This is a genomic window from Lysinibacillus sp. NPDC093216, assembly GCF_050280325.1.
Classification (GTDB): Bacteria; Bacillota; Bacilli; order Bacillales_A; family Planococcaceae; genus Lysinibacillus.
This window is the reverse complement of sequence record NZ_JBNNVB010000004.1, coordinates 44,164-65,827: the sequence shown is the minus strand read 5'-3', so window position 1 is coordinate 65,827 and position 21,664 is coordinate 44,164. Positions and strand designations below refer to the sequence as shown.

Annotated in this window: 21 protein-coding genes and 1 other annotated feature; of the genes, 20 read left to right on the top strand and 1 reads right to left on the bottom strand. The window is 38.0% G+C overall.

Annotated elements, in window-relative coordinates; all coding sequences use genetic code 11:
- Window positions 1-11 precede the first annotated feature (11 nt).
- From ACQKOG_RS06500 to ACQKOG_RS06475, 6 genes are all read left to right on the top strand, one after another.
- Entirely contained in the window at window positions 12-962 is a 951-nt protein-coding gene (locus tag ACQKOG_RS06500; RefSeq protein WP_370075364.1) for a magnesium transporter CorA family protein, read from the top strand.
- Between the two features lie 40 nt (window positions 963-1,002).
- Window positions 1,003-1,956 (top strand): magnesium transporter CorA family protein, encoded by a 954-nt coding sequence (locus ACQKOG_RS06495; RefSeq protein WP_370075363.1) that lies wholly within the window; start codon window positions 1,003-1,005, stop codon window positions 1,954-1,956.
- 89 nt (window positions 1,957-2,045) lie between these two features.
- Window positions 2,046-2,260 (top strand) — a binding site (T-box leader).
- A 113-nt stretch (window positions 2,261-2,373) separates the two neighbouring features.
- Window positions 2,374-5,034, top strand: a complete 2,661-nt coding sequence (gene alaS, locus ACQKOG_RS06490; RefSeq protein WP_370075362.1) for an alanine--tRNA ligase — start codon at window positions 2,374-2,376, stop codon at window positions 5,032-5,034.
- An 86-nt stretch (window positions 5,035-5,120) separates the two neighbouring features.
- Complete coding sequence (locus ACQKOG_RS06485; protein WP_004226839.1) at window positions 5,121-5,387, top strand: IreB family regulatory phosphoprotein; 267 nt, start codon at window positions 5,121-5,123, stop codon at window positions 5,385-5,387.
- 2 nt (window positions 5,388-5,389) lie between these two features.
- Window positions 5,390-5,806, top strand: coding sequence for a Holliday junction resolvase RuvX (ruvX, locus tag ACQKOG_RS06480; protein ID WP_370075361.1), 417 nt, complete (start codon window positions 5,390-5,392; stop codon window positions 5,804-5,806).
- 19 nt (window positions 5,807-5,825) lie between these two features.
- Window positions 5,826-6,134: a DUF1292 domain-containing protein gene (locus ACQKOG_RS06475; protein ID WP_370075360.1), complete on the top strand. Its 309-nt coding sequence runs from the start codon at window positions 5,826-5,828 to the stop codon at window positions 6,132-6,134.
- 342 nt (window positions 6,135-6,476) lie between these two features.
- Here the strand turns inward: ACQKOG_RS06475 and ACQKOG_RS06470 are convergent, their stop codons facing one another.
- Window positions 6,477-6,617 carry a hypothetical protein gene (locus ACQKOG_RS06470; RefSeq protein ID WP_370075359.1) on the bottom strand — a complete coding sequence of 47 codons (141 nt, stop codon included), beginning with the start codon at window positions 6,615-6,617 and terminating at the stop codon, window positions 6,477-6,479.
- 264 nt (window positions 6,618-6,881) lie between these two features.
- On the opposite strand from ACQKOG_RS06470, the gene ACQKOG_RS06465 reads away from it, so the two are divergent.
- The 14 genes from ACQKOG_RS06465 to ACQKOG_RS06400 all read left to right on the top strand — a co-directional run bounded on the left by ACQKOG_RS06465 (window position 6,882) and on the right by ACQKOG_RS06400 (window position 21,620).
- Entirely contained in the window at window positions 6,882-7,409 is a 528-nt protein-coding gene (locus tag ACQKOG_RS06465) for a DUF1292 domain-containing protein (RefSeq protein WP_370075358.1), read from the top strand.
- Between the two features lie 300 nt (window positions 7,410-7,709).
- Window positions 7,710-8,519 carry a MetQ/NlpA family ABC transporter substrate-binding protein gene (locus ACQKOG_RS06460; protein ID WP_370075357.1) on the top strand — a complete coding sequence of 270 codons (810 nt, stop codon included), beginning with the start codon at window positions 7,710-7,712 and terminating at the stop codon, window positions 8,517-8,519.
- 55 nt (window positions 8,520-8,574) lie between these two features.
- Complete coding sequence (locus tag ACQKOG_RS06455; RefSeq protein WP_370075356.1) at window positions 8,575-9,654, top strand: methionine ABC transporter ATP-binding protein; 1,080 nt, start codon at window positions 8,575-8,577, stop codon at window positions 9,652-9,654.
- Window positions 9,596-10,249, top strand: coding sequence for a methionine ABC transporter permease (locus ACQKOG_RS06450; protein ID WP_049667732.1), 654 nt, complete (start codon window positions 9,596-9,598; stop codon window positions 10,247-10,249). Before ACQKOG_RS06455 ends, ACQKOG_RS06450 begins: the two co-directional genes overlap by 59 nt.
- Window positions 10,250-10,263: 14 nt before the next feature.
- The gene (locus ACQKOG_RS06445; protein ID WP_370075355.1) at window positions 10,264-11,100 is read left to right on the top strand and encodes a MetQ/NlpA family ABC transporter substrate-binding protein; all 837 of its coding nucleotides are present in this window, start codon (window positions 10,264-10,266) and stop codon (window positions 11,098-11,100) included.
- A gap of 79 nt (window positions 11,101-11,179) precedes the next feature.
- On the top strand, window positions 11,180-12,523 hold the full coding sequence (locus tag ACQKOG_RS06440; RefSeq protein ID WP_402870324.1) for an LLM class flavin-dependent oxidoreductase: 1,344 nt from the start codon (window positions 11,180-11,182) through the stop codon (window positions 12,521-12,523).
- Entirely contained in the window at window positions 12,523-13,710 is a 1,188-nt protein-coding gene (locus ACQKOG_RS06435; RefSeq protein ID WP_427445684.1) for an acyl-CoA dehydrogenase family protein, read from the top strand. The genes ACQKOG_RS06440 and ACQKOG_RS06435 overlap by 1 nt, the downstream gene beginning before the upstream one ends.
- A gap of 476 nt (window positions 13,711-14,186) precedes the next feature.
- Window positions 14,187-15,314: an endolytic transglycosylase MltG gene (gene mltG, locus ACQKOG_RS06430; RefSeq protein ID WP_427445682.1), complete on the top strand. Its 1,128-nt coding sequence runs from the start codon at window positions 14,187-14,189 to the stop codon at window positions 15,312-15,314.
- Between the two features lie 855 nt (window positions 15,315-16,169).
- On the top strand, window positions 16,170-16,802 hold the full coding sequence (locus tag ACQKOG_RS06425) for an O-methyltransferase (protein WP_370075351.1): 633 nt from the start codon (window positions 16,170-16,172) through the stop codon (window positions 16,800-16,802).
- 5 nt (window positions 16,803-16,807) lie between these two features.
- Window positions 16,808-17,740 (top strand): peptidase U32 family protein, encoded by a 933-nt coding sequence (locus ACQKOG_RS06420; protein WP_370075350.1) that lies wholly within the window; start codon window positions 16,808-16,810, stop codon window positions 17,738-17,740.
- Between the two features lie 14 nt (window positions 17,741-17,754).
- Complete coding sequence (locus ACQKOG_RS06415; protein ID WP_370075349.1) at window positions 17,755-19,035, top strand: peptidase U32 family protein; 1,281 nt, start codon at window positions 17,755-17,757, stop codon at window positions 19,033-19,035.
- Window positions 19,035-19,673 (top strand): uridine kinase, encoded by a 639-nt coding sequence (gene udk, locus ACQKOG_RS06410; RefSeq protein ID WP_370075348.1) that lies wholly within the window; start codon window positions 19,035-19,037, stop codon window positions 19,671-19,673. The genes ACQKOG_RS06415 and udk overlap by 1 nt, the downstream gene beginning before the upstream one ends.
- Before the next feature lie 188 nt (window positions 19,674-19,861).
- A complete protein-coding gene (gene greA, locus ACQKOG_RS06405; protein WP_049667741.1) occupies window positions 19,862-20,350 on the top strand; it encodes a transcription elongation factor GreA in 489 nt (162 codons plus the stop codon).
- A 616-nt stretch (window positions 20,351-20,966) separates the two neighbouring features.
- Entirely contained in the window at window positions 20,967-21,620 is a 654-nt protein-coding gene (locus tag ACQKOG_RS06400) for a YrrS family protein (RefSeq protein WP_370075347.1), read from the top strand.
- Window positions 21,621-21,664: the final 44 nt, after the last annotated feature.

The window sequence follows — 21,664 nt, the reverse complement described above, 5'->3', positions numbered from 1 at the left end:
GAGGAGAAAAGATGCTTACAATATATCAAAGTAATTCAATAGGTCAATTACAGCAGGTATCTAATATTGTTCACAACACGTTGCTTTATCTTGTGGATCCGACAGATGCTGAAATATCTCAAATTTCAAACAAACTTAATATTTCGGAAAATTTCATTCGTGATTCTTTAGATATCAATGAACGGCCTCGGATTGAAAAGGATGATTCGTCAATGGGCATCATTCTCAATTCCCCCGTGGCGATGAATGAGGAGCGTTTGTACGAAGAGATTCCTTATCGAACAATACCAATCGGCATCATCCATGTAAAAGATCATTTGGTGATTGTCACAAAACAAGACAATCCATTATGTAGAGACATATTTTCAGGAAAGTATGGAACTTTTCAAACGCATATGAAGACTCGAATAACATTGCTACTATTTGAAGCGATTGCTCAATCGTATCTTGATATTCTCAAGCGCATAAAAGCGCAGGTTGGACGATTACAGCAAGAATTAAAAGAATCGCATAATAACCGAGAGTTGTTCGGTCTGATTCATATTAATAAAAGTTTGGTATATTTTTCGACATCTTTACGAGCTATGCGCAATGTTTTTTTACACCTTTCCAAAGGACAAGATATAAAACTATATAGTGAAGATGAGGAGATGCTGCATAATGCATTAGTAGATCTTGAACAAGCAGCGGAAGTAACGGAAATGCGTAGTCTTAGTTTAAGCAATCTAATGGATGCGTACGCGGCAATTACTCACAATAACTTAAATAGCGTTTTGAAAATATTGACTACTCTTACGCTTGTGCTAATGATTCCGACAATAATTGGAAGTGTGTTCTCGATGAACGTTCCATTGCCCTATGAAGATCAGCCAATTATGTTTTTAGTAGTTATTGGACTAATGCTAGGGGTCAGTGGAGGTCTTGTCTACGTATTTTACAAAACAAAATTTTTACGTTTCTAATATTTTCATACAATACCGTAGATAGAAAGGATGTTGCAAAATGCTTTTAATATACAAAAGTAATTCCGAAGGTAAATTTGAGCAAACATCAAATATTGGATATAACAGTTGGCTTCATCTTGAAGCGCCAACATCTAGTGAAATTGAACGTGTAGTGGCAGCTCTTGCCGTTTCAAGAGATTTTTTAACTGATTCACTTGATATCGAAGAACGCCCGCGAATTGAAGAGCGCAACGGAGCGGTCTTGATGGTTATTCATGTCCCGTACGATCAGTTAGATGTCGAGAGTTCTTCTCAAGACGTGAAATATCGAACTATTCCTCTGGGGATTATTCACACAAAAAATCATATGATTACGATATGTAATGGAGAGCTGCCTTTCATGAAAGATTTGTTTAATGGCGGGATGACTCTTTTTGAGACACATTTGAAAACGCGCAACACTTTAAATATATTAAGCATAACAGCTCGGGCATATATTCATTTTTTAGCTACAATTGAACGGGAAATCACATTAGCAGAAAAAGAACTTGCCAAATCATATTGTAATAGTGAGCTATACACACTACTTTACTTGAATGAAAGTCTTATATACATGGTAACATCACTTAAACAGATGAAATTTACGATGCAAAAAACATTACAGGGTAGTAATATCAAATTAGATGATGATGATGCAAGTATTTTAGACGATGTGCTTATTGAAATCGATCAAGCATATGAAGTGACGGAAATTAATCAAACGAATTTAAATAATATTATGGATGCATATGGTAACGTAATTCAAAACAACGTAAGTCAAGTACTTAAATTACTTGCTTCATTTACAATCATAATATCGGTGCCGATGTTAATTGCCAGTATTTATGGGATGAATGTGCCTCTACCTTATCAAAATGCATCTAATGCATTTTGGGTAGTAATCGTCGTAATGGTCTTGTTAACAGGAATGTCTACCTTCGTTTTTTACAAAAAAAATTATTTCTCGCGATAGCATAAAAAGTGAGCTTAGTTAGGATTAGCAATTATAGTGCGAATTTGACAGAAGGAAATATTTTTTTTATAATTCTCGTTAGAAAATTGTAAAAAACGATGATGGAAAAAGTACGTATTTGTGCGTGTAAAAGAAAGGGATTTCTTGGCTGAAAAAATCCTCACAATAGCAAGTACCGAAAGCTACTCCAGAGTGCAGTTAATCCCTGCCGTTCACTTACGTTACAAGTGCTAAAGAGGTAAGTATACTTTTACTTACAACTAGGGTGGTACCGCGAGACAAATCACAAGTCCTCGTCCCTTTTTTGGGGATGGGGGCTTTTTTATGTTTATCTGCGTGAAAGCTTACGCCAAGGCAAAATTGATTTGCGGATTCATTTCGTGATTTTTACAAAACATATAGGGAGGAACTTTTCAAATGAAAGCAGTAGAAATTCGTCGCATGTATTTAGAATTCTTTAAAGAAAAAAGTCATCATCATGAACCATCAGCACCACTTGTGCCAATCAATGACCCATCATTACTTTGGATTAACTCAGGTGTTGCAACACTTAAACCATATTTCGATGGTCGTATCATTCCAGAAAATCCACGTATTACAAATGCCCAAAAATCAATTCGTACAAATGATATTGAAAACGTAGGTAAAACGGCTCGACATCATACATTTTTCGAAATGCTAGGAAACTTCTCAATTGGGGATTACTTCAAAAAAGAAGCTATTCATTTCGCTTGGGAATTCTTAACGGATAAAAAATGGATGGACTTTGATCCAGAGCTTTTATCTATTACGATCCATCCTGAAGATCAAGAGGCGTATGACGTTTGGCATAACGAAATTGGTATTCCTGAAGAGCGTTTAATCCGACTTGAGGGGAACTTCTGGGATATCGGTGAAGGCCCATCTGGTCCTAACTCAGAAATTTTCTATGACCGTGGGGAAGAATACGGTTCAGATGAAAATGATCCAGAAATGTATCCAGGTGGTGAAAATGAACGCTATCTTGAAATTTGGAACTTGGTGTTCTCTCAATTCAACCATAATCCTGATGGCACATATACGCCGCTTCCAAAACAAAATATTGATACTGGTATGGGTCTTGAGCGTATTGTATCAGTTGTTCAAAATGTTCCAACGAACTTTGATACTGATTTATTCATGCCTATTATTGAAAAAATCGAGCAATTAGCAAATCGCAAATACAAACGTCCAGGTGAAGTAGCGTTAAGTGAAATCTTCGGTTCAGAAGAAGATATCAATACACCATTTAAAGTTATCGCGGACCATATTCGTACAGTAGCGTTTGCCATTGGTGATGGTGCTCTTCCTTCAAATGAAGGTCGTGGTTATGTATTACGTCGTTTACTACGTCGTGCAGTGCGCTATGCAAAACAAATCGGCATTGAAAAGCCATTTATGTTTGAATTAGTACCAACTGTTGGTGAAATCATGAATGATTTCTACCCAGAAGTAACGGAAAAATGCGAGTTTATCCAACGTGTTATTAAAAATGAAGAAATTCGCTTCCATGAAACATTAGACGGTGGTCTTGCTATCTTTAACGAAGTAGTAGAAGCTCAAAAAGCAGCTGGCCATGACTATATTCCAGGTGCAGATGCATTCCGTTTATATGATACTTATGGTTTCCCAATCGAATTAACTGAAGAGTATGCGGAAGAAGTAAGCATGAAGGTAGATCATGAAGGCTTTGAAGCAGCAATGGAAGAACAACGTGAACGCGCACGTGCAGCTCGTCAAGATGTGGATTCTATGCAAGTACAAAATGAAGTACTAACAAACTTGACGGTTGCGAGTGAATTTGTTGGTTATGATACATTAACGACAAATACAGAAATTGCAGCGATCATTGTCAACGGACAAGTGTCAAAGGTAGCATCTGAAGGGCAAGAAGCATTAGTTATTTTAGCTAAAACACCATTCTATGCTGAAATGGGTGGTCAAATTGCGGATAGCGGTGTTATTTCAAATGATAGCTTCACTGCTATTGTAAAAGATGTACAAAAAGCTCCAAATGGTCAACCGCTTCATACTGTACTTGTACAATCTGGCGAAATGCAAGTTGAAGATGCAGTGAAAGCAGTAGTTAACCGTGAAGAACGTAATTTAATTATTAAAAACCATACAGCAACACATATTATGCAACGTGCGCTAAAAGATGTACTGGGCGACCATGTTAGCCAAGCGGGATCATATGTAGGACCTGATCGCTTACGCTTTGACTTCTCTCACTTCGGACAAGTGACAAAAGAGGAATTACAACAAATTGAACGTATTGTAAATGAAAAAGTGTGGGATGATATAGAGGTCGTTATTGAAGAAAAAGGAATCGATGAAGCGAAAGCTATGGGAGCAATGGCGTTATTCGGTGAAAAATATGGCGATATCGTTCGCGTTGTTTCAATTGGTGACTACTCTATTGAGCTTTGCGGTGGTATTCACGTAAAACGTTCTTCTGAAATTGGCTTCTTCAAAATTGTTTCAGAAGGTGGTATAGGTGCAGGTACTCGTCGTATCGAGGCTGTGACAGGTAAAGTTGCTTATGAAGCGGTAAAAGAGGAAGAAGCTCTATTAAACGAAGCTGCAGCATTATTAAAAGCAAATTCAAAAGATCTTGTGACAAAAGTACATGCGTTACAAGCCGACTACAAAGATTTGCAACGTGAAAATGAGGCATTATCACAAAAAATCGCGAATGCACAAGCAGGCGCAATTGTGGACGCAGCGCAAACTTTTGGGGATGTAACTGTTTTATCTACGAAAGTTGAGGCGAAGGACAATAATCAACTGCGTCAAATGATGGATGACTTGAAAGCAAAAATGCCTAAAGCTGTTATCGTTCTTGGTGCAGTCGATGGCGAAAAAGTTATGCTATGTGCTGGTGTAACAAAAGATTTAGTTGGTGGTAATTACCACGCAGGAAATATCGTAAAAATGGTAGCAGAAGCATGTGGTGGTAAAGGTGGCGGTCGTCCAGATATGGCGATGGCAGGTGCGAAAGAAGCGTCAAAACTTGATGAAGCACTACTTTCTGTGTATGATTATGTTAAATCCATTTAATTAATACGCCAAAACATGTTATAATAAAGAGAAATTGGAGATGAGCTTTTGCACATCTCCTTATTTCTGAAAGCGAGGTGCTGGTCATGAGTTCATTTGATCAAACTATGAAATTTAATTTTCCAGAAGAATCAATGGAACAGGAAGTCAAGCAGGTAATGTTGAAAGTACATTCTTCATTAGAGGAAAAGGGATATAACCCTATCAATCAGATTGTCGGTTATTTACTTTCTGGTGATCCGGCGTATATTCCTCGCCATCAGGATGCTCGTAATTTAATTCGCAAGCTTGAGCGTGACGAAATTCTAGAAGAGCTTGTTAAGTTTTATATTAAAAAGAACAACGAGGACTAGAAATGAGAATTATGGGATTAGACGTTGGGTCAAAAACTGTTGGCGTTGCTGTTAGTGATGCTTTAGGGTGGACGGCCCAAGGTATTGAAACCGTAAAAATTGATGAAGCTAACGGCGAGTTCGGCATTGACCGAATAGCCGAGCTAGTGAAGGAGTATGTTATAACAGAATTTGTTGTAGGATATCCGAAAAACATGAATAATACGGTGGGACCACGTGGAGAAGCTTCTGAAAACTATAAAAAGCTTTTAGAAGAAACATTTTCACTACCGGTCAAGCTTTGGGATGAGCGTTTAACAACGATGGCTGCTGAGCGTATGCTAATCGAAGCAGACGTGAGTCGCAAAAAGCGTAAGCAAGTCATTGATAAAATGGCTGCTGTGATGATTTTACAAGGCTACTTGGATAGCAAAAATTAATTGATGAGGTGACAACTACATGGCACAAGAGCATAACCATGAAGAAGAATTACATGTACAACACATTACAGTGATTGACGAGAACGGAAATGAACAGCTTTGTGAAGTAATTCACGTACATGAATCAGCTGAATTTGGCAAATCATACGTATTTTACTCTATGGTAGGCGCAGAAGAAGATGAAGATGGCTCTGTAGAAATCTTCGTATCTTCATTCGTTCCATCTGAAAATGGTGAAGATGGTGAATTAACACCAATCGAAACTGAAGCAGAGTGGGATATGGTAGAAGACGTATTAAACGCTTTAGAGGATGAAGACGAAGAATAATCATCGTTCTTTATAAGTGTGGAACAAGGATGGCACAAGCACTCCTTGTTCCTTTTTTACTTTAGAAAGAATAAAGCTGTTTCATCACCGAAAGTTGTGGATGACATTTTTTTAACTTCTTTCAAATGTTTTTTGTATCGAAAGCGTAGCGACAGGTACAGAAGTCTCCACCTATATAGATGGTGAAATGAATGTGTATTTAAGTTATTTTTCAGCTGGTGTCCAAACCCGCTGAGATAGAGGAACTCAGTCTAAGAACGCCACGTCCTGTGGCAACGACTGAGTGACCAACATCATGTTGGCCTAAAGACTCCGGACGCAATTATGCTGAGGCATAATTGATTATATACCCTGTATATTAGTTGATTGGAGTGGAGGCTGGGCGACTCCTTGGGGATCAGCGATAGAGGAACAAAGGCTAAAACCATCACGTCCAGTGATAACGCCTTCGTGACCAACATCGTGTTGGCCCAAGCGGCTCATCGGACGCCCCCAGGAAGCTTTGCTCTGTGCGAAAGCGAAGCGACAGCAACAATTGTTTTATCTGCGCGAAAGCAAAGCGTCAGCTACAAAGCGCCCAGCCGGAACGGAAATCAACCATACGTTATGGTGTTGAGCCATATAGCTGTGAGGTTATGTGAGACTATGACGAATCCAATGAATTTAAGATGATATTTTTGTGTTACCCAAAAAATGACTCGTATCAAAGTTGGAAACATAATTAAGTCTAATTAAGGAGGAAATTATATGAACGAAGAAACGCAAGAATTTCTTATAGTAGGGGAAAATGGCAAGGAGCAAAAGTGTCGTGTTGTCTTCACTTTCGATGCAGATGAAAAATCATATGTATTGTTTTCGTTAATCGACGAAGGCGGTAATGAAATTCCTGGAGACATTTCTGCTATGACATTTGATTATGATGATAACAATGGAGAAATGACAAATCTACAGCCTGTAGAAACAGATGCAGAGTGGGAAATGATTAATGAGGTAGTCCTGACACTTCTAGACGAATTTGAAGAAGAGCCGCAACTATTTACAATAACAGATGAGGATGGGGCAGATCAGGTCTGTGAGGTTATTCATACATTTTCATCAGAACAATTTGGCAAATCCTATGTACTTTATGTTCTGGCAACGGACGAGCCAATAGAGGAGCGAGATATTTTTGCTTCACAATTCGTATCTGGAAATGACGGAACGATTGATGAATTATTACCGATTGAAACAGATGAAGAATGGGCATTTGTTGAAGATGTATTAAATGAATTATAATTAGAACTCCGAGTGGTTAAATGCTACTCGGATTTTTTTTATTTCGTAGCTTGTAGAGTATTAATAGAATATTTCTATCTCGTATGTAAAAATATTCTATTCTAAAATTAAATTTGCATATTTTCGAGCTAATTTAGTTATTTTTCTAGACAAAACGGAATTTTCAACTTGTTGTTTTGTCTGAATTTTTAAATATTTACAGATAAAATGTAATATCGAGCGTTGACCAAACATAAGTAAACAGATAAGATTTATTTTAAATTAAAACCAAGTAAATTAATTCGAAAAGGAGGAAATTAAATGAGGACTATATGGGGACTACTAGTTGGTGTATTAATAATAGGTTTGCTGGTAGGTTGCACAAACAAAGGGGAAGCGAGCAAAGATGAAACAGTAACGTTAAAGGTGGGGGCAGCCAATGTGCCACACGCTGAAGTACTAGAGTATTTAGCAAAGGATCTTGAAAAAGATGGTGTGAAATTAGACATTACTATTTTAAAAGATGCTGTTCAAACAAATCAGCAAACAGCAGATGGTGAACTAGATTTTAACTATTTTCAACACATTCCCTTTTTAGAACAAACGAATAAAGAAAGCCATTTATATTTAGTGAGTGTAAAAGGAATTCATATTGAACCATTTGGTGTGTACTCTAAAAAAATTAAAAATATTAATGATATACCGCAAAATGCAAAAGTTTCCGTCCCAAATGATGTCGTCAATTTTTCTCGAGCTTTACTACTATTTCAAAATAATGGACTAATTGAATTAGATAAAACAAAGGAAAATGATTATACAGTTGAGGATATTACAAAAAACGAAAAAAATATTCAATTTATCGGTGTCGATTCTCAGTTATTGACTCGTTCATTAGATGATGTAGATGCAGCGGCTATTAATACGAACTACGCCTTAGAAGGGGGCTACAACCCTATGAAGGATGCTCTTATTATAGAAGGTCCAGAATCGCCATATGTCAATATTGTTGCGACGACAAAAGAAAAACAAAATGATCCAGCGATTCAAAAAGTCGTTAAATGGCTGACAAGCGAAAAGGCGCGTACCTTTTTTGAAGATCAGTATAAGGGGGCTGTCGTTCCAGCATTTTAACTTCTTTTAAAAGTCGAGAGTAGTCGAAATGAAATGCTAAGGAGGTAGACGTGAAATGATTGAATTTATCGAAATGACAAAGGAATTTCAGGTAGGAACAACCGTTGTAACGGCATTAAATAACATTAATTTAACGATTCAAAAGGGTGATATTTTTGGTGTTATCGGCTTTAGCGGTGCTGGTAAAAGTACATTAATACGGACAGTGAATTTATTGGAGGAACCAACATCTGGTCGCGTTCTTGTGAATGGCAAAGAGCTGACAACATTAAACAAAAAGCAGCTTCGCGAGGAAAAGAAAAATATTGGTATGATTTTTCAACACTTCAATCTTCTTCGTTCAAAGACTGTCTTTGAAAATATTGCGATGCCTTTAGTATTAAGTGGCGTAAAAAAATCAAACATTGAAGGTCAAGTAAGGGAGGTTTTGTCGTTTGTCGGTTTACAGGACAAAGCCGAGCGCTACATCGATGAGCTGTCAGGTGGACAAAAGCAGAGAGTGGGCATTGCTCGTGCACTTGTCACAAAGCCAACAATTTTATTATGTGATGAGGCGACGTCTGCTCTTGACCCGCAAACGACTAAATCTATATTAAAGCTACTAAAGCGAGTAAATATCGAGTATGGCATTACCATTTTAATGATTACGCATGAAATGGAAGTCATAAGAGATATTTGCAATCGTGTAGCTGTTATGGAAAACGGACGAGTTATTGAAACAGGCAATGTACTTGAAATTTTTTCTGCACCACAAGAGGAGACGACTAAAAGCTTTGTACAATCGGTAGTTCGAGATGACATTCCACAATCTGTCTACGAGCAATTAAAAACGATAGATCAATCTAAAAAGATTTATAACCTGAAATTTATAGGTGTAGACGTTGGGCAACCAGTTGTCTCTCAAGTAGCGAAAAAATTTGATGTCGATGTCAATGTACTGTTTGGCAATATTACAGAGCTACAAGGGATTCCCTTTGGTAATTTAATCGTTGAACTAGTTGGTACAAATAAAGAAATAGACAAGGCACATCAATTTATTCAAACGAAAGATATTCAAATAGAGGAGGTTATTGCACATGAAGGTGAGCTCGCAAATCATTATCGACGCAGTGCTAGATACGCTGTACATGGTTAGTATTTCGTTATTTTTTGGAGCTATTTTGGGCTTTATTTTAGGGATAACTTTAGTTGTGACGAGAAAAGGGCATATTCTTGAAAATAAAATAATCTTTTCAATCATTAATCCAATCGTCAACACCCTGCGCTCCATTCCGTTCATTATTTTGCTAGTTGCTATCATTCCATTTACACGTTTACTCGTTGGAACAGCAATAGGAACAACAGCTGCTATTGTACCGCTTGTCTTGCATATAGGGCCATATATATCAAGATTAATAGAAAATTCATTATTGGAAGTGGATGAAGGCATTATTGAAGCAGCGAAGGCGATGGGTGCCTCTCCACTTCAAATTATTCAAAAGTTTTTGCTACCAGAAGCCTTCCCCTCTTTAATATTAAGTGTCACGACTGCAACAATTGGGCTTATTGGAGCGACTGCAATGGCAGGGGCAGTTGGAGGCGGTGGCCTTGGTGATGTAGCCATTACTTACGGCTATCAACGCTTTGACAATGTAACGATTTTAGTAACAGTGGTGATTTTAGTAGTACTAGTACAAATCATTCAAAGTATTGGAAATAGTCTTGAGCGAAAATTACGCAGAGTGTCATAAAGGAGAATTTTGATATGAGGAAACTAAATTATCTATTAAGTTTAATTGCATTACTGTTCCTACTAGTTGCTTGTGCAAAAGCAGATGAAAAAGATACTGTGAAGGTTGGTATCCGTAGCTCGGAATTGAAAACATGGGAGTATATAAAAGAACAGGCTGCAAAGGAAGATATTAACCTCGATTTAGTGACATTCTCAGCACAATACGACCCGAACCAAGCATTGGCGGAGAGAGAGGTTGATATCAATGCGTTTCAGCATGTCGCTTACTTAAATTTATTTAATACAAATAACAGAACAGATTTACAGGCGATTGGCACAACAATTATGGCTCCGATAGGCTTATATTCAAACAAATATAAATCTTTGGATGATATGAAAGAGGGAGCGAAAATTGCTGTACCAAATGATCCTTCTAACTGGGGTAGAGCTTTATTGCTGCTACAAGAATATGGCTTATTGACGGTTACGGATAATTTTGATGGTAATGGTGGAGAGGACCGAATTAAAGATAATCCGAAAAAATTAAACATTTTACCAGTAGATGGTGCGACGACACCGAGGGTTATGGAAGATGCCGATTTTGCGGTCATTAATAATGGGGTTGCCGTCGAAGCAGGCTTACTATTGAAAGATGCCATTATTCATGAGAATGAAACGGCGAAGCCATTTATTAATGTTATCGTGGCAAGGCCTGAAGATAAGGACAATAAGACATTTTTAAAAATTGTTGACATCTATCAGCGTGAAGAAACTGCCAATTTCATTAAAGATATTTCTAATGGCAATTATATTCCTATAAAAATGCCATTAGATGAATTAGCTACATGGAAAGACTTTTATCTTCATTGATCAACACTGTATTGGCCTATTGCCTCTGTTTATTTGTGCGACAGCGAAATTGATTCATATTAAGGGAGATGACGAGAAAATGACTAAGAAAAAGGAGTTAAAGCTTGCGTTATATTTAATTGGGGCAGGAATGCATGTGGCAGCTTGGAAACATCCGTCTGCAAAAGTTAATGCAAGCATCGATATTAATGCATTACAAAAGGCGGCGCAAATTGCTGAAAAGGGCAAGTTTGATATTGCTTTTGTTGCGGATAGTTTAGCGATCAATCATGAATCACATCCACATATTTTAAATCGCTTTGATCCTCTTATACAGATTACAGCTTTAGCAGCTGCGACAACCAAAATCGGACTTGGGGCAACTGCATCAACCACATATAGTGAGCCATATGTGTTAGCAAGGCAGCTAATGTCCGTAGATCATATTAGTAATGGTAGAGTCGGTTGGAATCTAGTGACAACAGCAGATGCCACAGGGCATACGGCTTTAAACTTTAGCCGTGACAAGCATTGGGAGCACGATCATCGCTATGAACGCGCGGAGGAATTCATCGATGTAGTGCAGTCATTATGGGATTCATGGGAGGACGATGCTTTTGTCTACGACCGTGATCATAATATTTTTTATGATCGCAATAAAGTACATGAGACCGCTTTTAAAGGTAAATATTTATCAGTGAAAGGTCCGTTGAATATTGCACGTTCCGTTCAGGGTCAGCCTGTTATTGTGCAGGCTGGTGCTTCAAAACCAGGGCAAACATTAGCAGCGCGAACAGCGGAGGTCGTTTTTGTTCATTGGGACGATATAGGGAAGTCCAAGGAGCATTATCGCCACTTAAAGGCACAGCTTGCTCTCTTTGGGCGCACCGATGAGGAGTTACTTGTGTTACAAGGGATATCGCCAATTGTGGGGGATACGGAGGAAGAGGCCATTCGTAAGTATAATGAATTACAAGCGTTGATTGACCCATATGAGAGCTTAAAATTTGTTTCGGGTTATATGGGAAATGTTGATTTCTCAAAATACTCGTTAGATACACCTGCAATCGAAGTGGATTTTCCTGAGGTCAATAGTATTCAAAGTCATTTCTACGAGCATTTGGAGATTATCAAAAAAGAAAATTTAAAAGTCGGTGAATTATATGCGCGCCTTTTTGGCCCTGCAAAGCGTGATGCCTTTGTTGGGACAGCAACGCAAATTGCCGATGAGATGGAACGTTGGATTACAGAAGAAGCGGCAGATGGCTTTATGTTACAGTTTCCTTTATTGCCACGCGATTTAGAGGATTTTGTGAACAAGGTTGTGCCAATTTTACAAGAGCGTGATATTTATCGTAAAGAATATACAGGATCCACACTTAGGGAACATTTAGGACTGAAAAAACCACAAAATAGATTTACTAAAAGCAAGGTGACTCATTGATGAGTGATGTTTTTATTCGAAACGAACGTGAGCAACAGCTAGTTCAGTATGCTTTTGAATTGGCACAACAAATTGACAAGACAGCTGGTAAATATGATAAGAGTGGAGAATTTCCGTTTGAGCATTTTAAAATATTGGAGGATGCTGGCTATTTTAAATTAACGGTGCCGAAAAAATACGGCGGTGAGGAAATTTCCCTTTATGAAATGTTATTAGTACAGGAACAATTAGCTAAAGGAGATGCTTCTACTGCATTGTCTGTTGGGTGGCACTTATTAACTTTTTTAAATGTTCGGGAGGCGAAGACATGGCCTGGTCCTATATTTGCGGAATTGTGCCATAAAGCAGTTAAAGAAGGTTCTCTCTTAAATATTATAAATAGCGAGCGAGGGAAGGGAAATATTTCTCGTGGAAGTTTACCTGGAACAATTGCTAAAAAAGTGCATGGAGGCTATATCATTACAGGTGAAAAGGCTTTTGCTTCCTTAGCCCCAATATTAAAACAATTTACGATTATCGCCTATATTGAAGAAGAAAATTTAACAGCGGAATTTTTAATAACCAAAAATGATCAGGTGGAGGTTATTAATACATGGGATGCGATGGGAATGCGGGCAACGGGTAGTCATGACATTATTTTTCATGAAACGTTTGTTCCAGAGGAGGCATTGCTATACAAACATCGTCCAAATGAAGTGAATCGTTTTTTAGCTGATGGTCGCGTCTACTCGTTAGAAATTCCAGCTGTTTACTTAGGAGTTGCGGGTGCAGCTCGGGATTATGTAATTGATTTTGCTAAAAATACCTATTCATACAGCTTAGAAAATACAATCGCACACGCTAGTCATGTCCAACAAAAAATGGGTGAAATAGAAGTGCTATATCGCACAGCACGGCGAACATTGTATAGTATTGCAGCGCAAGTAGAACAAAATCCAGCGATTAAGGATCAGCTTTCTGAAGATGTTAGTATTGCAAAGTATGTTATTTGTAACAATGCGATTGACATCGTAACAAAAGCAATGCAAGTTGTTGGGGGACGAAGTCTATCTAAAGCTAATAAATTACAGCGACTTTTTCGAGATGTTCAATGTAGTCGTTTTAATCCTCCAGCTGATGATGTAGTTATTGCACAGCTTGCAAAGGGTTTGTTAATCGATGTCAAACAAGAAGCTTTTCAATTATAGGGATCACTTGGATCACTTTAATTTCATACAGCAATTATTTTCTGTAGCGAAAGCGAAGCAAATCAAAGCAAAGCAAAGCAACAACAACACACGACTGAGTGACCGACATCGTGTCTGCCCTCGTGCAGGCAAAAGCACAAAGCCGATTCTGAACGCACTTATGCCGAGGCAAAATTGATTTTGATATAGTAAGTTTTCCAACCGTTGACGTGAGGAGAATATTATTGAATCTGCTAACGATATAGTTGGCAGATTTTTGCTTTTCTACTGAAGGGCTTTCCGTTCCTAATTTGCCAACCTATCCATCTAGATTTCTATATTGTTTTAGTTTGTTGACTGTAAATCAACTTTGATTTATTATATTTATCTTTTTGTCGCAATCTATTTTTAAGTGATCTATTTTTACTGATTTTCTATTTCTGTTTGTCGTGAAAGTTGATTTCTAGTATGATAATGGAGTGATAGGGGGGAAACCCGTGAATAACGGTTCGAAAAAACAAGAAATGTTTGCAAAAATGCAAGAAAGAAAATCCGAGGTAAAAATTGTGAGAAAAATCGTTGCTATTGTAGCAATTGTTTTTGTTCTAATATCAGGGATTGTCGGTATACTTGGTTATAGTTATGTGAAGAGTGCTTTAAAACCAGTGGATCCAGATGCAACTAAAACAATAGCAGTTGAAGTACCAATAGGCTCAACTTTAAGCTCTATTTCAACTCTATTAGAGAAGAAAGGGGTTATTAAAGATGCTCGTGTTTTTAAATATTATGCTAAATTTAAAAATGAATCCCAGTTCCAAGCAGGGAACTATGATTTAACACAAGCAATGACATTGGATGAGCTAATCGAAAGTTTAAAAACAGGGAAGGTTTATCGTACGCCAGTCTTTACAATGACAATTCCTGAAGGTTTAACACTTGAACAAATTGGTGATATTGTGGAAAAGAAAACGCCTTACACTCAAAAAGAATTTATGGACTTAGTAACAAGCGATGCGTTTGTACAACAAATGAAGGCTAAATACCCTGAGCTTGTGACAGATGCGGTTTTAGCTGATAATATTCGATATGATTTAGAGGGCTATTTATTCCCTGCAACTTATTCTTATTTCGAAGAAAAACCATCATTAGAATCGATTGTAGACGAAATGGTAGGAGCAATGAACAAGGTTGTGAAAAATTACAACGATGCTCTAACTGAAAAGAAAATGTCAGTACATCAATTATTAACATTTGCTTCATTATTGGAAAGAGAAGCCACTGCCCAAACAGATCGAGAAACGATTGCGAGCGTATTCTATAACCGTATCGATCGAGGGATGCCATTACAAACAGATCCAACTGTTTTATATGCGCTTGGTTCCCATAAAGATCGTGTCCTATATAAAGATTTAGAAGTAGATAATGCCTATAATACTTACAAAAATAAAGGCTTACCACCAGGTCCTATTGCGGGTGCAGGGAAAACTTCGATTGAAGCAGTGCTTAATCCAAGTAAAACGGACTATCTATACTTCTTAGCGGATAAAAAAGGTGTCAACCACTTCTCGAAAACGTATGATGAACATTTACTGAAAGTAGATAAATATATAAAAAAAGCAGAGTAAGTACTTTAAATAGAAAAAATAAATAGCAATAATGTGGATAGAAGGAAAGAAAAATAGCTTTCCTTCTATTTTCGTGCTATTATAAATTGTGATTTTTAATCAATCCGCATGGAAAAAATTCAATCAGTCCGTTAATGCGGAATAATATACGTGGTGGCAATTGTTTGGAGCTTATAAAAACAATTGCTCATTTTTGTATGACGAAGTACCAAGACATCACGTTTGGTCTTTTTCTTTTTGTTGCTAAATGATGAAGTACAGACAACGAGTATTGCTCGTTGCCTTTTAACTTCTTTCAGCAAATGTCTTATGTAGCGAAAGTGAAGCGTCAGCTACAAATGTCTTATGTAGCGAAAGTGAAGCGTCAGCTACAAATGTCTTATGTAGCGAAAGTGAAGTGTCAGCTACAAATGTCATATGTAGCGAAAGTGAAGTGTCAGCTACAAATGTCATATGAGCGAAAGCGAAGCGACAGGTACAAGTGTCTCCCACCTCTATTGGCGGGGAGATGAATGCGATTTTAAGTCACTTTTCAGCTGTGTACAAATATCCGCTGAAAGAAGTTAAAGCCTCCGGCGGATGTCACGGAAATCGGAAAGGAATTCTTAGAGGATGTTAGCCTAAAATCATCGCATCCATGCGATAACGGCTAACTGACCTGCATCGGTAAAAGCGCCACGTCCTGTGGCATTATCGAAATGACCAACATCGTGTTGGCCCTCGGTAAAAGCGCCACGTCCTGTGGCATTACCGAAATGACCGACATCGTGTCGGCCCTCGTGCAGGCCTAAGCACAAAGCCGATTCCAGACACAATTATGCCGAGGCATAATTGATATGAGGGTGAACTAAAAAAATGGAATTATCAGATGCATATATACAATCATTTATTCAACCACGTAATGAATTGCTTTTAGAAATGGAAGCATTTGCGGAGGAGAATCATGTACCGATTATGCAACTTTCAGGCATTGATGCACTAAATCAACTGCTACGTATTCAAAATCCGTCGAAAATTTTAGAGATTGGTACAGCAATTGGTTATTCTGCAATAAGAATGGCAGAGGCTTTACCAAATGTGCAAATCGTTACAATCGAACGTGATGCAGAGCGTGTTACAAGAGCAAGGGCTTATATTGAACGTTCTACAGTATCAGATCGTATTACAGTCATTGAGGGTGACGCCTTAGAAGTGAATGATGAAGCAATTCAAACGACCTTCGATGCAGTTTTTATCGATGCTGCAAAGGGACAATATCAACGCTTTTTTGAAAAGTATGCGCCTCTTGTAAAATCTGGCGGAGTTCTGTATATCGATAATATGTATATGCATGGCTTATCAGATTTGGATTTAAAAGATGTTCCGCGTCGTAAGCGTACAATGATTCGCAATTTAAAAAACTTCACCGAATGGATTATGCAGCACCCTGATTATACAAGTGCATTTTTACCAGTTGGTGATGGTTTATTATTATGTTTGAAGAGGTGACTATTATGAAAAAACCTGAATTGCTTGTTACACCGCAATCAGTGGACCATGTAAAAGACCTTTTACAGGCTGGAGCAGATGCTTTTGTCATTGGCGAACAACAATTTGGTCTGCGCCTAGCAGGAGAATTTTCTGTAAGTGAAGTGGAAGAGGCTACAAAGCTAATTCATGCAGCGGGTAAAAAGGTTTATGTTGCGGTAAATGCGTTATTCCATAATGAAAAATTGGATGCGCTTGCCGAATATTTAAAAGAAATGCAACGTATTGGTGTCGACCGTTTAATTTATGGTGATCCAGCAGTATTAATCATCCGCCGTGAGCAAGGTGTAACAATACCGCTACACTGGAATCCGGAAACGACTGCAACGAACTGGTTTACTGCAAATTATTGGGGAAAACGCGGGGCAACTCGTGCAGTGCTTTCACGTGAACTTTCTTTAGATGAAGTGCTAGAAATTAAAGAAAATACAGAAGTAGAGATTGAGGTTCAAGTACATGGAATGACATGTATGTTCCAATCAAAACGTCCATTACTAGGCCATTATTTCTTATATCAAGATAAAGTAATGGAAATTGAAAATCGTAAGGAAAATCGCAATATGTTCATTCACGATGATGAACGTAATAATAAATATCCAATTTATGAGGACGCTAATGGTACTCATATTTTCAGTCCAAACGATATGTGCATTATTGATGAGCTTGGCGAATTATTCGAAGGTGGCATTGATGCATTGAAAATTGAAGGTGTTCTTCAAACGCCAGAATATGTGAACACAGTAACAGAAGCTTATCGTCAAGCAATTGACACATATTTTGACGAATCAGAAGATGCGTATGAAGATATTAAAGATGATTTATTAGCTAAAATTGAAGATATTCAGCCTGCCATCAGACCTCTTGATACTGGCTTTATCTTCAAGGAAACAGTTTACTAGGAGGTGGCAAGAACATGGCATTAGTATTAGAACAAAATGACAAAATCCGTGAGATTGTAGACGGTAAACGTGTCATTACAAAAAAACCAGAGCTACTTGCCCCTGCAGGTAGTTTAGAAAAATTAAAAGTAGCAGTTCATTATGGAGCAGATGCTGTATTTATCGGTGGACGAGAGTTCGGTCTACGTTCAAACGCAGATAACTTCTCAATTGAAGAAATGCGCGAAGGTGTTGAATTCGCCAATAAATACGGTGCAAAAATATATGTTACGACAAATATTTTCGCCCATAATGAAAATATGGACGGCTTAGAGCAATATTTACAAGATATTGAATCTGCAGGTGTTACAGGCATTATTGTAGCGGATCCACTAATCATTGAAACATGCCGTACAGCTGCACCAAAGCTTGAAATTCACCTTTCTACACAGCAATCTTTATCGAACTGGAAGGCAGTACAGTATTGGAAAGAAGAAGGCTTACATCGTGTAGTATTAGCACGTGAAGTGGGCGGCGAAGAAATGAAGCTGATGAAGGAAAAAGTCGATATTGAAATTGAGGCATTCGTTCATGGAGCAATGTGTATAGCCTATTCTGGTCGTTGTGTACTTTCAAATCACATGACTGCTCGTGACTCTAACCGTGGTGGTTGCTGTCAATCTTGCCGCTGGGACTATGATTTATATGAGCTAGAAGATGGCGAAGAAAAGGCACTTTTCGATGATAATCATGCACCTTTTGCAATGAGTCCGAAAGACTTAAAGCTGATTGAAGCAATTCCACATATGATTGAGCTTGGTATTGATTCATTAAAAGTAGAAGGTCGTATGAAATCCATTCATTATGTGGCTACAGTTGTTTCAGTGTACCGCAAAGTGATTGACGCTTATTGTGCTGACCCTGAAAATTTCAAAATTAAACGTGAATGGCTCGAGGAACTAGACAAATGTGCTAACCGTGATACTGCTGAAGCATTCTTCCATGATGCCCCTGGCCACGAGGAGCAAATGTTTGGTGTACATGGCCGCAAAACGACTTATGAGTTTGCTGGTTTAATTTTAGAGCATGACCCAGAAACGAAAATAGTTACAATGCAACAACGCAACTATTTTAAACCTGGTGATGAGGTAGAGTTCTTTGGACCAGAAATCGAAAATTTCCGTCTTACAATGGGTGAAATTTGGGATGAGGATGGCAATAGCTTAGATGCTGCACGTCATCCACTACAAATTGTTAAATTTAAATGCGATACACCATTAAAACCACATAACATGATGCGAAAGGAGAATAATTAATGGCAGCAAAGCGTCCAGTCGTCATCGGAATCGCTGGTGGTTCATGCTCGGGAAAAACGAGTGTGACCCGTGCTATTTATGATGTTTTCCGCGATCATTCAGTAGTTGTAATTGAACAAGATTTTTATTATAAAGATCAAAGTCATTTAACGTTTGAGGAGCGTTTAGGTACAAACTATGACCATCCGTTAGCGTTTGATAATGATTTGTTAATTGAACACATAAAAAAATTATTGGTCCGTCAACCAATCGAAAAGCCAGTATATGATTATGTGCAGCATACAAGAGCTAAAGAAGTTATTCATGTAGAGCCTGTTGATGTTATTATACTAGAAGGTATTTTAGTGTTAGAAGATGCAGATTTGCGTGATTTAATGGACATTAAATTATTTGTAGATACGGACTCAGATTTACGTATTATTCGTCGTATAATGCGTGATATTAAAGAGCGCGGACGTACAACAGATTCTGTAATCGATCAATATTTATCGGCAGTGCGTCCAATGCATAATCTATTTATTGAACCGACGAAACGTTATGCTGATATTATTATTCCAGAGGGCGGGGATAATGAGGTTGCGATTGATTTAATGGTAACTAAGATTAAAACTATCCTTGAAACCGACAACGTATTGTAATAAGATAGAGTGGTATTGACAATATTTACATGCATATCTGTACATATTTCAGAAAGGCATGCATACTATTAGGTCAAAGAGTAATTTGAAACCGTTTAAAAATAATAAAATTCGATTAAGTGCATCCTACTAAGCCACTTAATCGAGTTTTATGTTTTTATATTGACGAAAACAAGGAGTGAAGAACTTTGGCAAACGAAAAACAGTACCCAATGACAGCTGAAGGTAAAAGAAAATTAGAAGAAGAATTAGTGAAATTAGAAACGGAAACACGTAAGGAAATCGTAGAACGTATTAAAATTGCGCGTGATTTCGGGGATCTTTCTGAAAACGCTGAGTATGATTCTGCAAAAGAAGAACAAGCCTTTTTAGAAGGTCGAATTTCTACATTAAAATCTATGATTCGTAACGCAGTTATTATTTCTGAGGACGAAACAGACAACAGTGTTGTATCACTAGGGAAAACGGTTACATTTGTAGAAGTTATTAATGGGAAACCATCAACAGATGAGGAATCGTATACAATTGTTGGTTCGGCTGAGGCAGATCCAATGGAATTCCGTATTTCAAATGAATCACCAATTGCTAAAGGCTTGCTAGGCCGTGCTGAAGGCGAAGAGGTTGTCGTTCAAACACCTGGTGGTGAAATGAAAGTTAAAATTATTTCAATAAAATAATTTTGGTACAAGCAGTTAGCTAATCTTTTCAAAAGAGAGCTAGCTGCTTTTATCTTCATTTAGCATTGTCTGTGCGAAAGCGAAGCGACAGCAACAACAACGCCAATGAGATATGGATTCTTGAATCTACACTTTCTATGTAAGCTTTTACATCGATGGTAAAAATCTGGTTCATCACCAAAAGTTGTAGGACTTTTGTTAAAACGTATACTATGTAAATAAGTTGATTGGAGTGGAGGCTGGGCGGCTCCTTGGGGATTAGCAATAGGGGAACGAAGGCTAAAACCATCACGTCCTGTTATAACGCCTTCGTGACCAACATCCTGCTGCTGCCGCTACGTTAGCACTACGCTTTCGCGCAAAAAAACATCTGTTGCCCCAAGCGGCTCATCGGACGCCCCCAGGAAGCTTTGCTCTGTGCGAAAGCGAAGCGTCAGCAACAACAAAGCGCCCAGTCGGAACGGAAATCAACCACACGTTTTGGTGATAATACAAAAATCTATTAGAATATACGTCGAGATGTCTATATTTTTCTCTATGAAAAAATATATGAGCACAATTATTTTGCAAGTACTGTTGAACTTGATAGAATATTGGCTAGAGAGGGGGAGACTTCATGAGTGAACGAAAAACTCGAAGCAGTCGTCATTTGCAGCCATCTCGTAATAAAAAGCTAGATAAACTATTGAATGTTTTAATTGGTATTGTCGTGATATTAATTATTATAACAGCAACATTTGTGTTTAAATGGCAGGATGATGCAGGAAAGGCTGAGAAAGACGAGCCAATACAAGAGCAGAAGAACGATAAAAAAGATGTGAAGGAAGAGCCTTCTAAAGAGCAAAATAATGATGAATCAGCTCAGGAGGAAAAACCAGCAAAGGAAGAGCCTACAGAAGAATCTCAAACATCTGAACAGGACACTACTACTGAAACTACTTCAGATAACCCAATTGTTGACAAGGTCATAACAAATAAAAATTGGGAACCTACACCTACAACACAAACAGGTCAGCATGTGTCTTCTTACGATGATGGATCAGTAGACTGGGCTGAGAAGGTAGCAACAGTTGCGGCAGTTACAGGCATCGAAAAGGACAATATGATTATCTGGCGTATGGGAAATAACGGTAGCGCTAATTCGGCTATTGCAACAGTTTCAACGAGTGATAAGACAAAAATGTATCGTGTTAGCATGGAATGGGTCGACAACGAAGGCTGGACACCAGTAAAACTTGAGCAACTAAATACATTAAACGGAGCCTATTGACGAAAATAACTCGTTTTATTATTTTTAATAGAGTTGAATAAAGA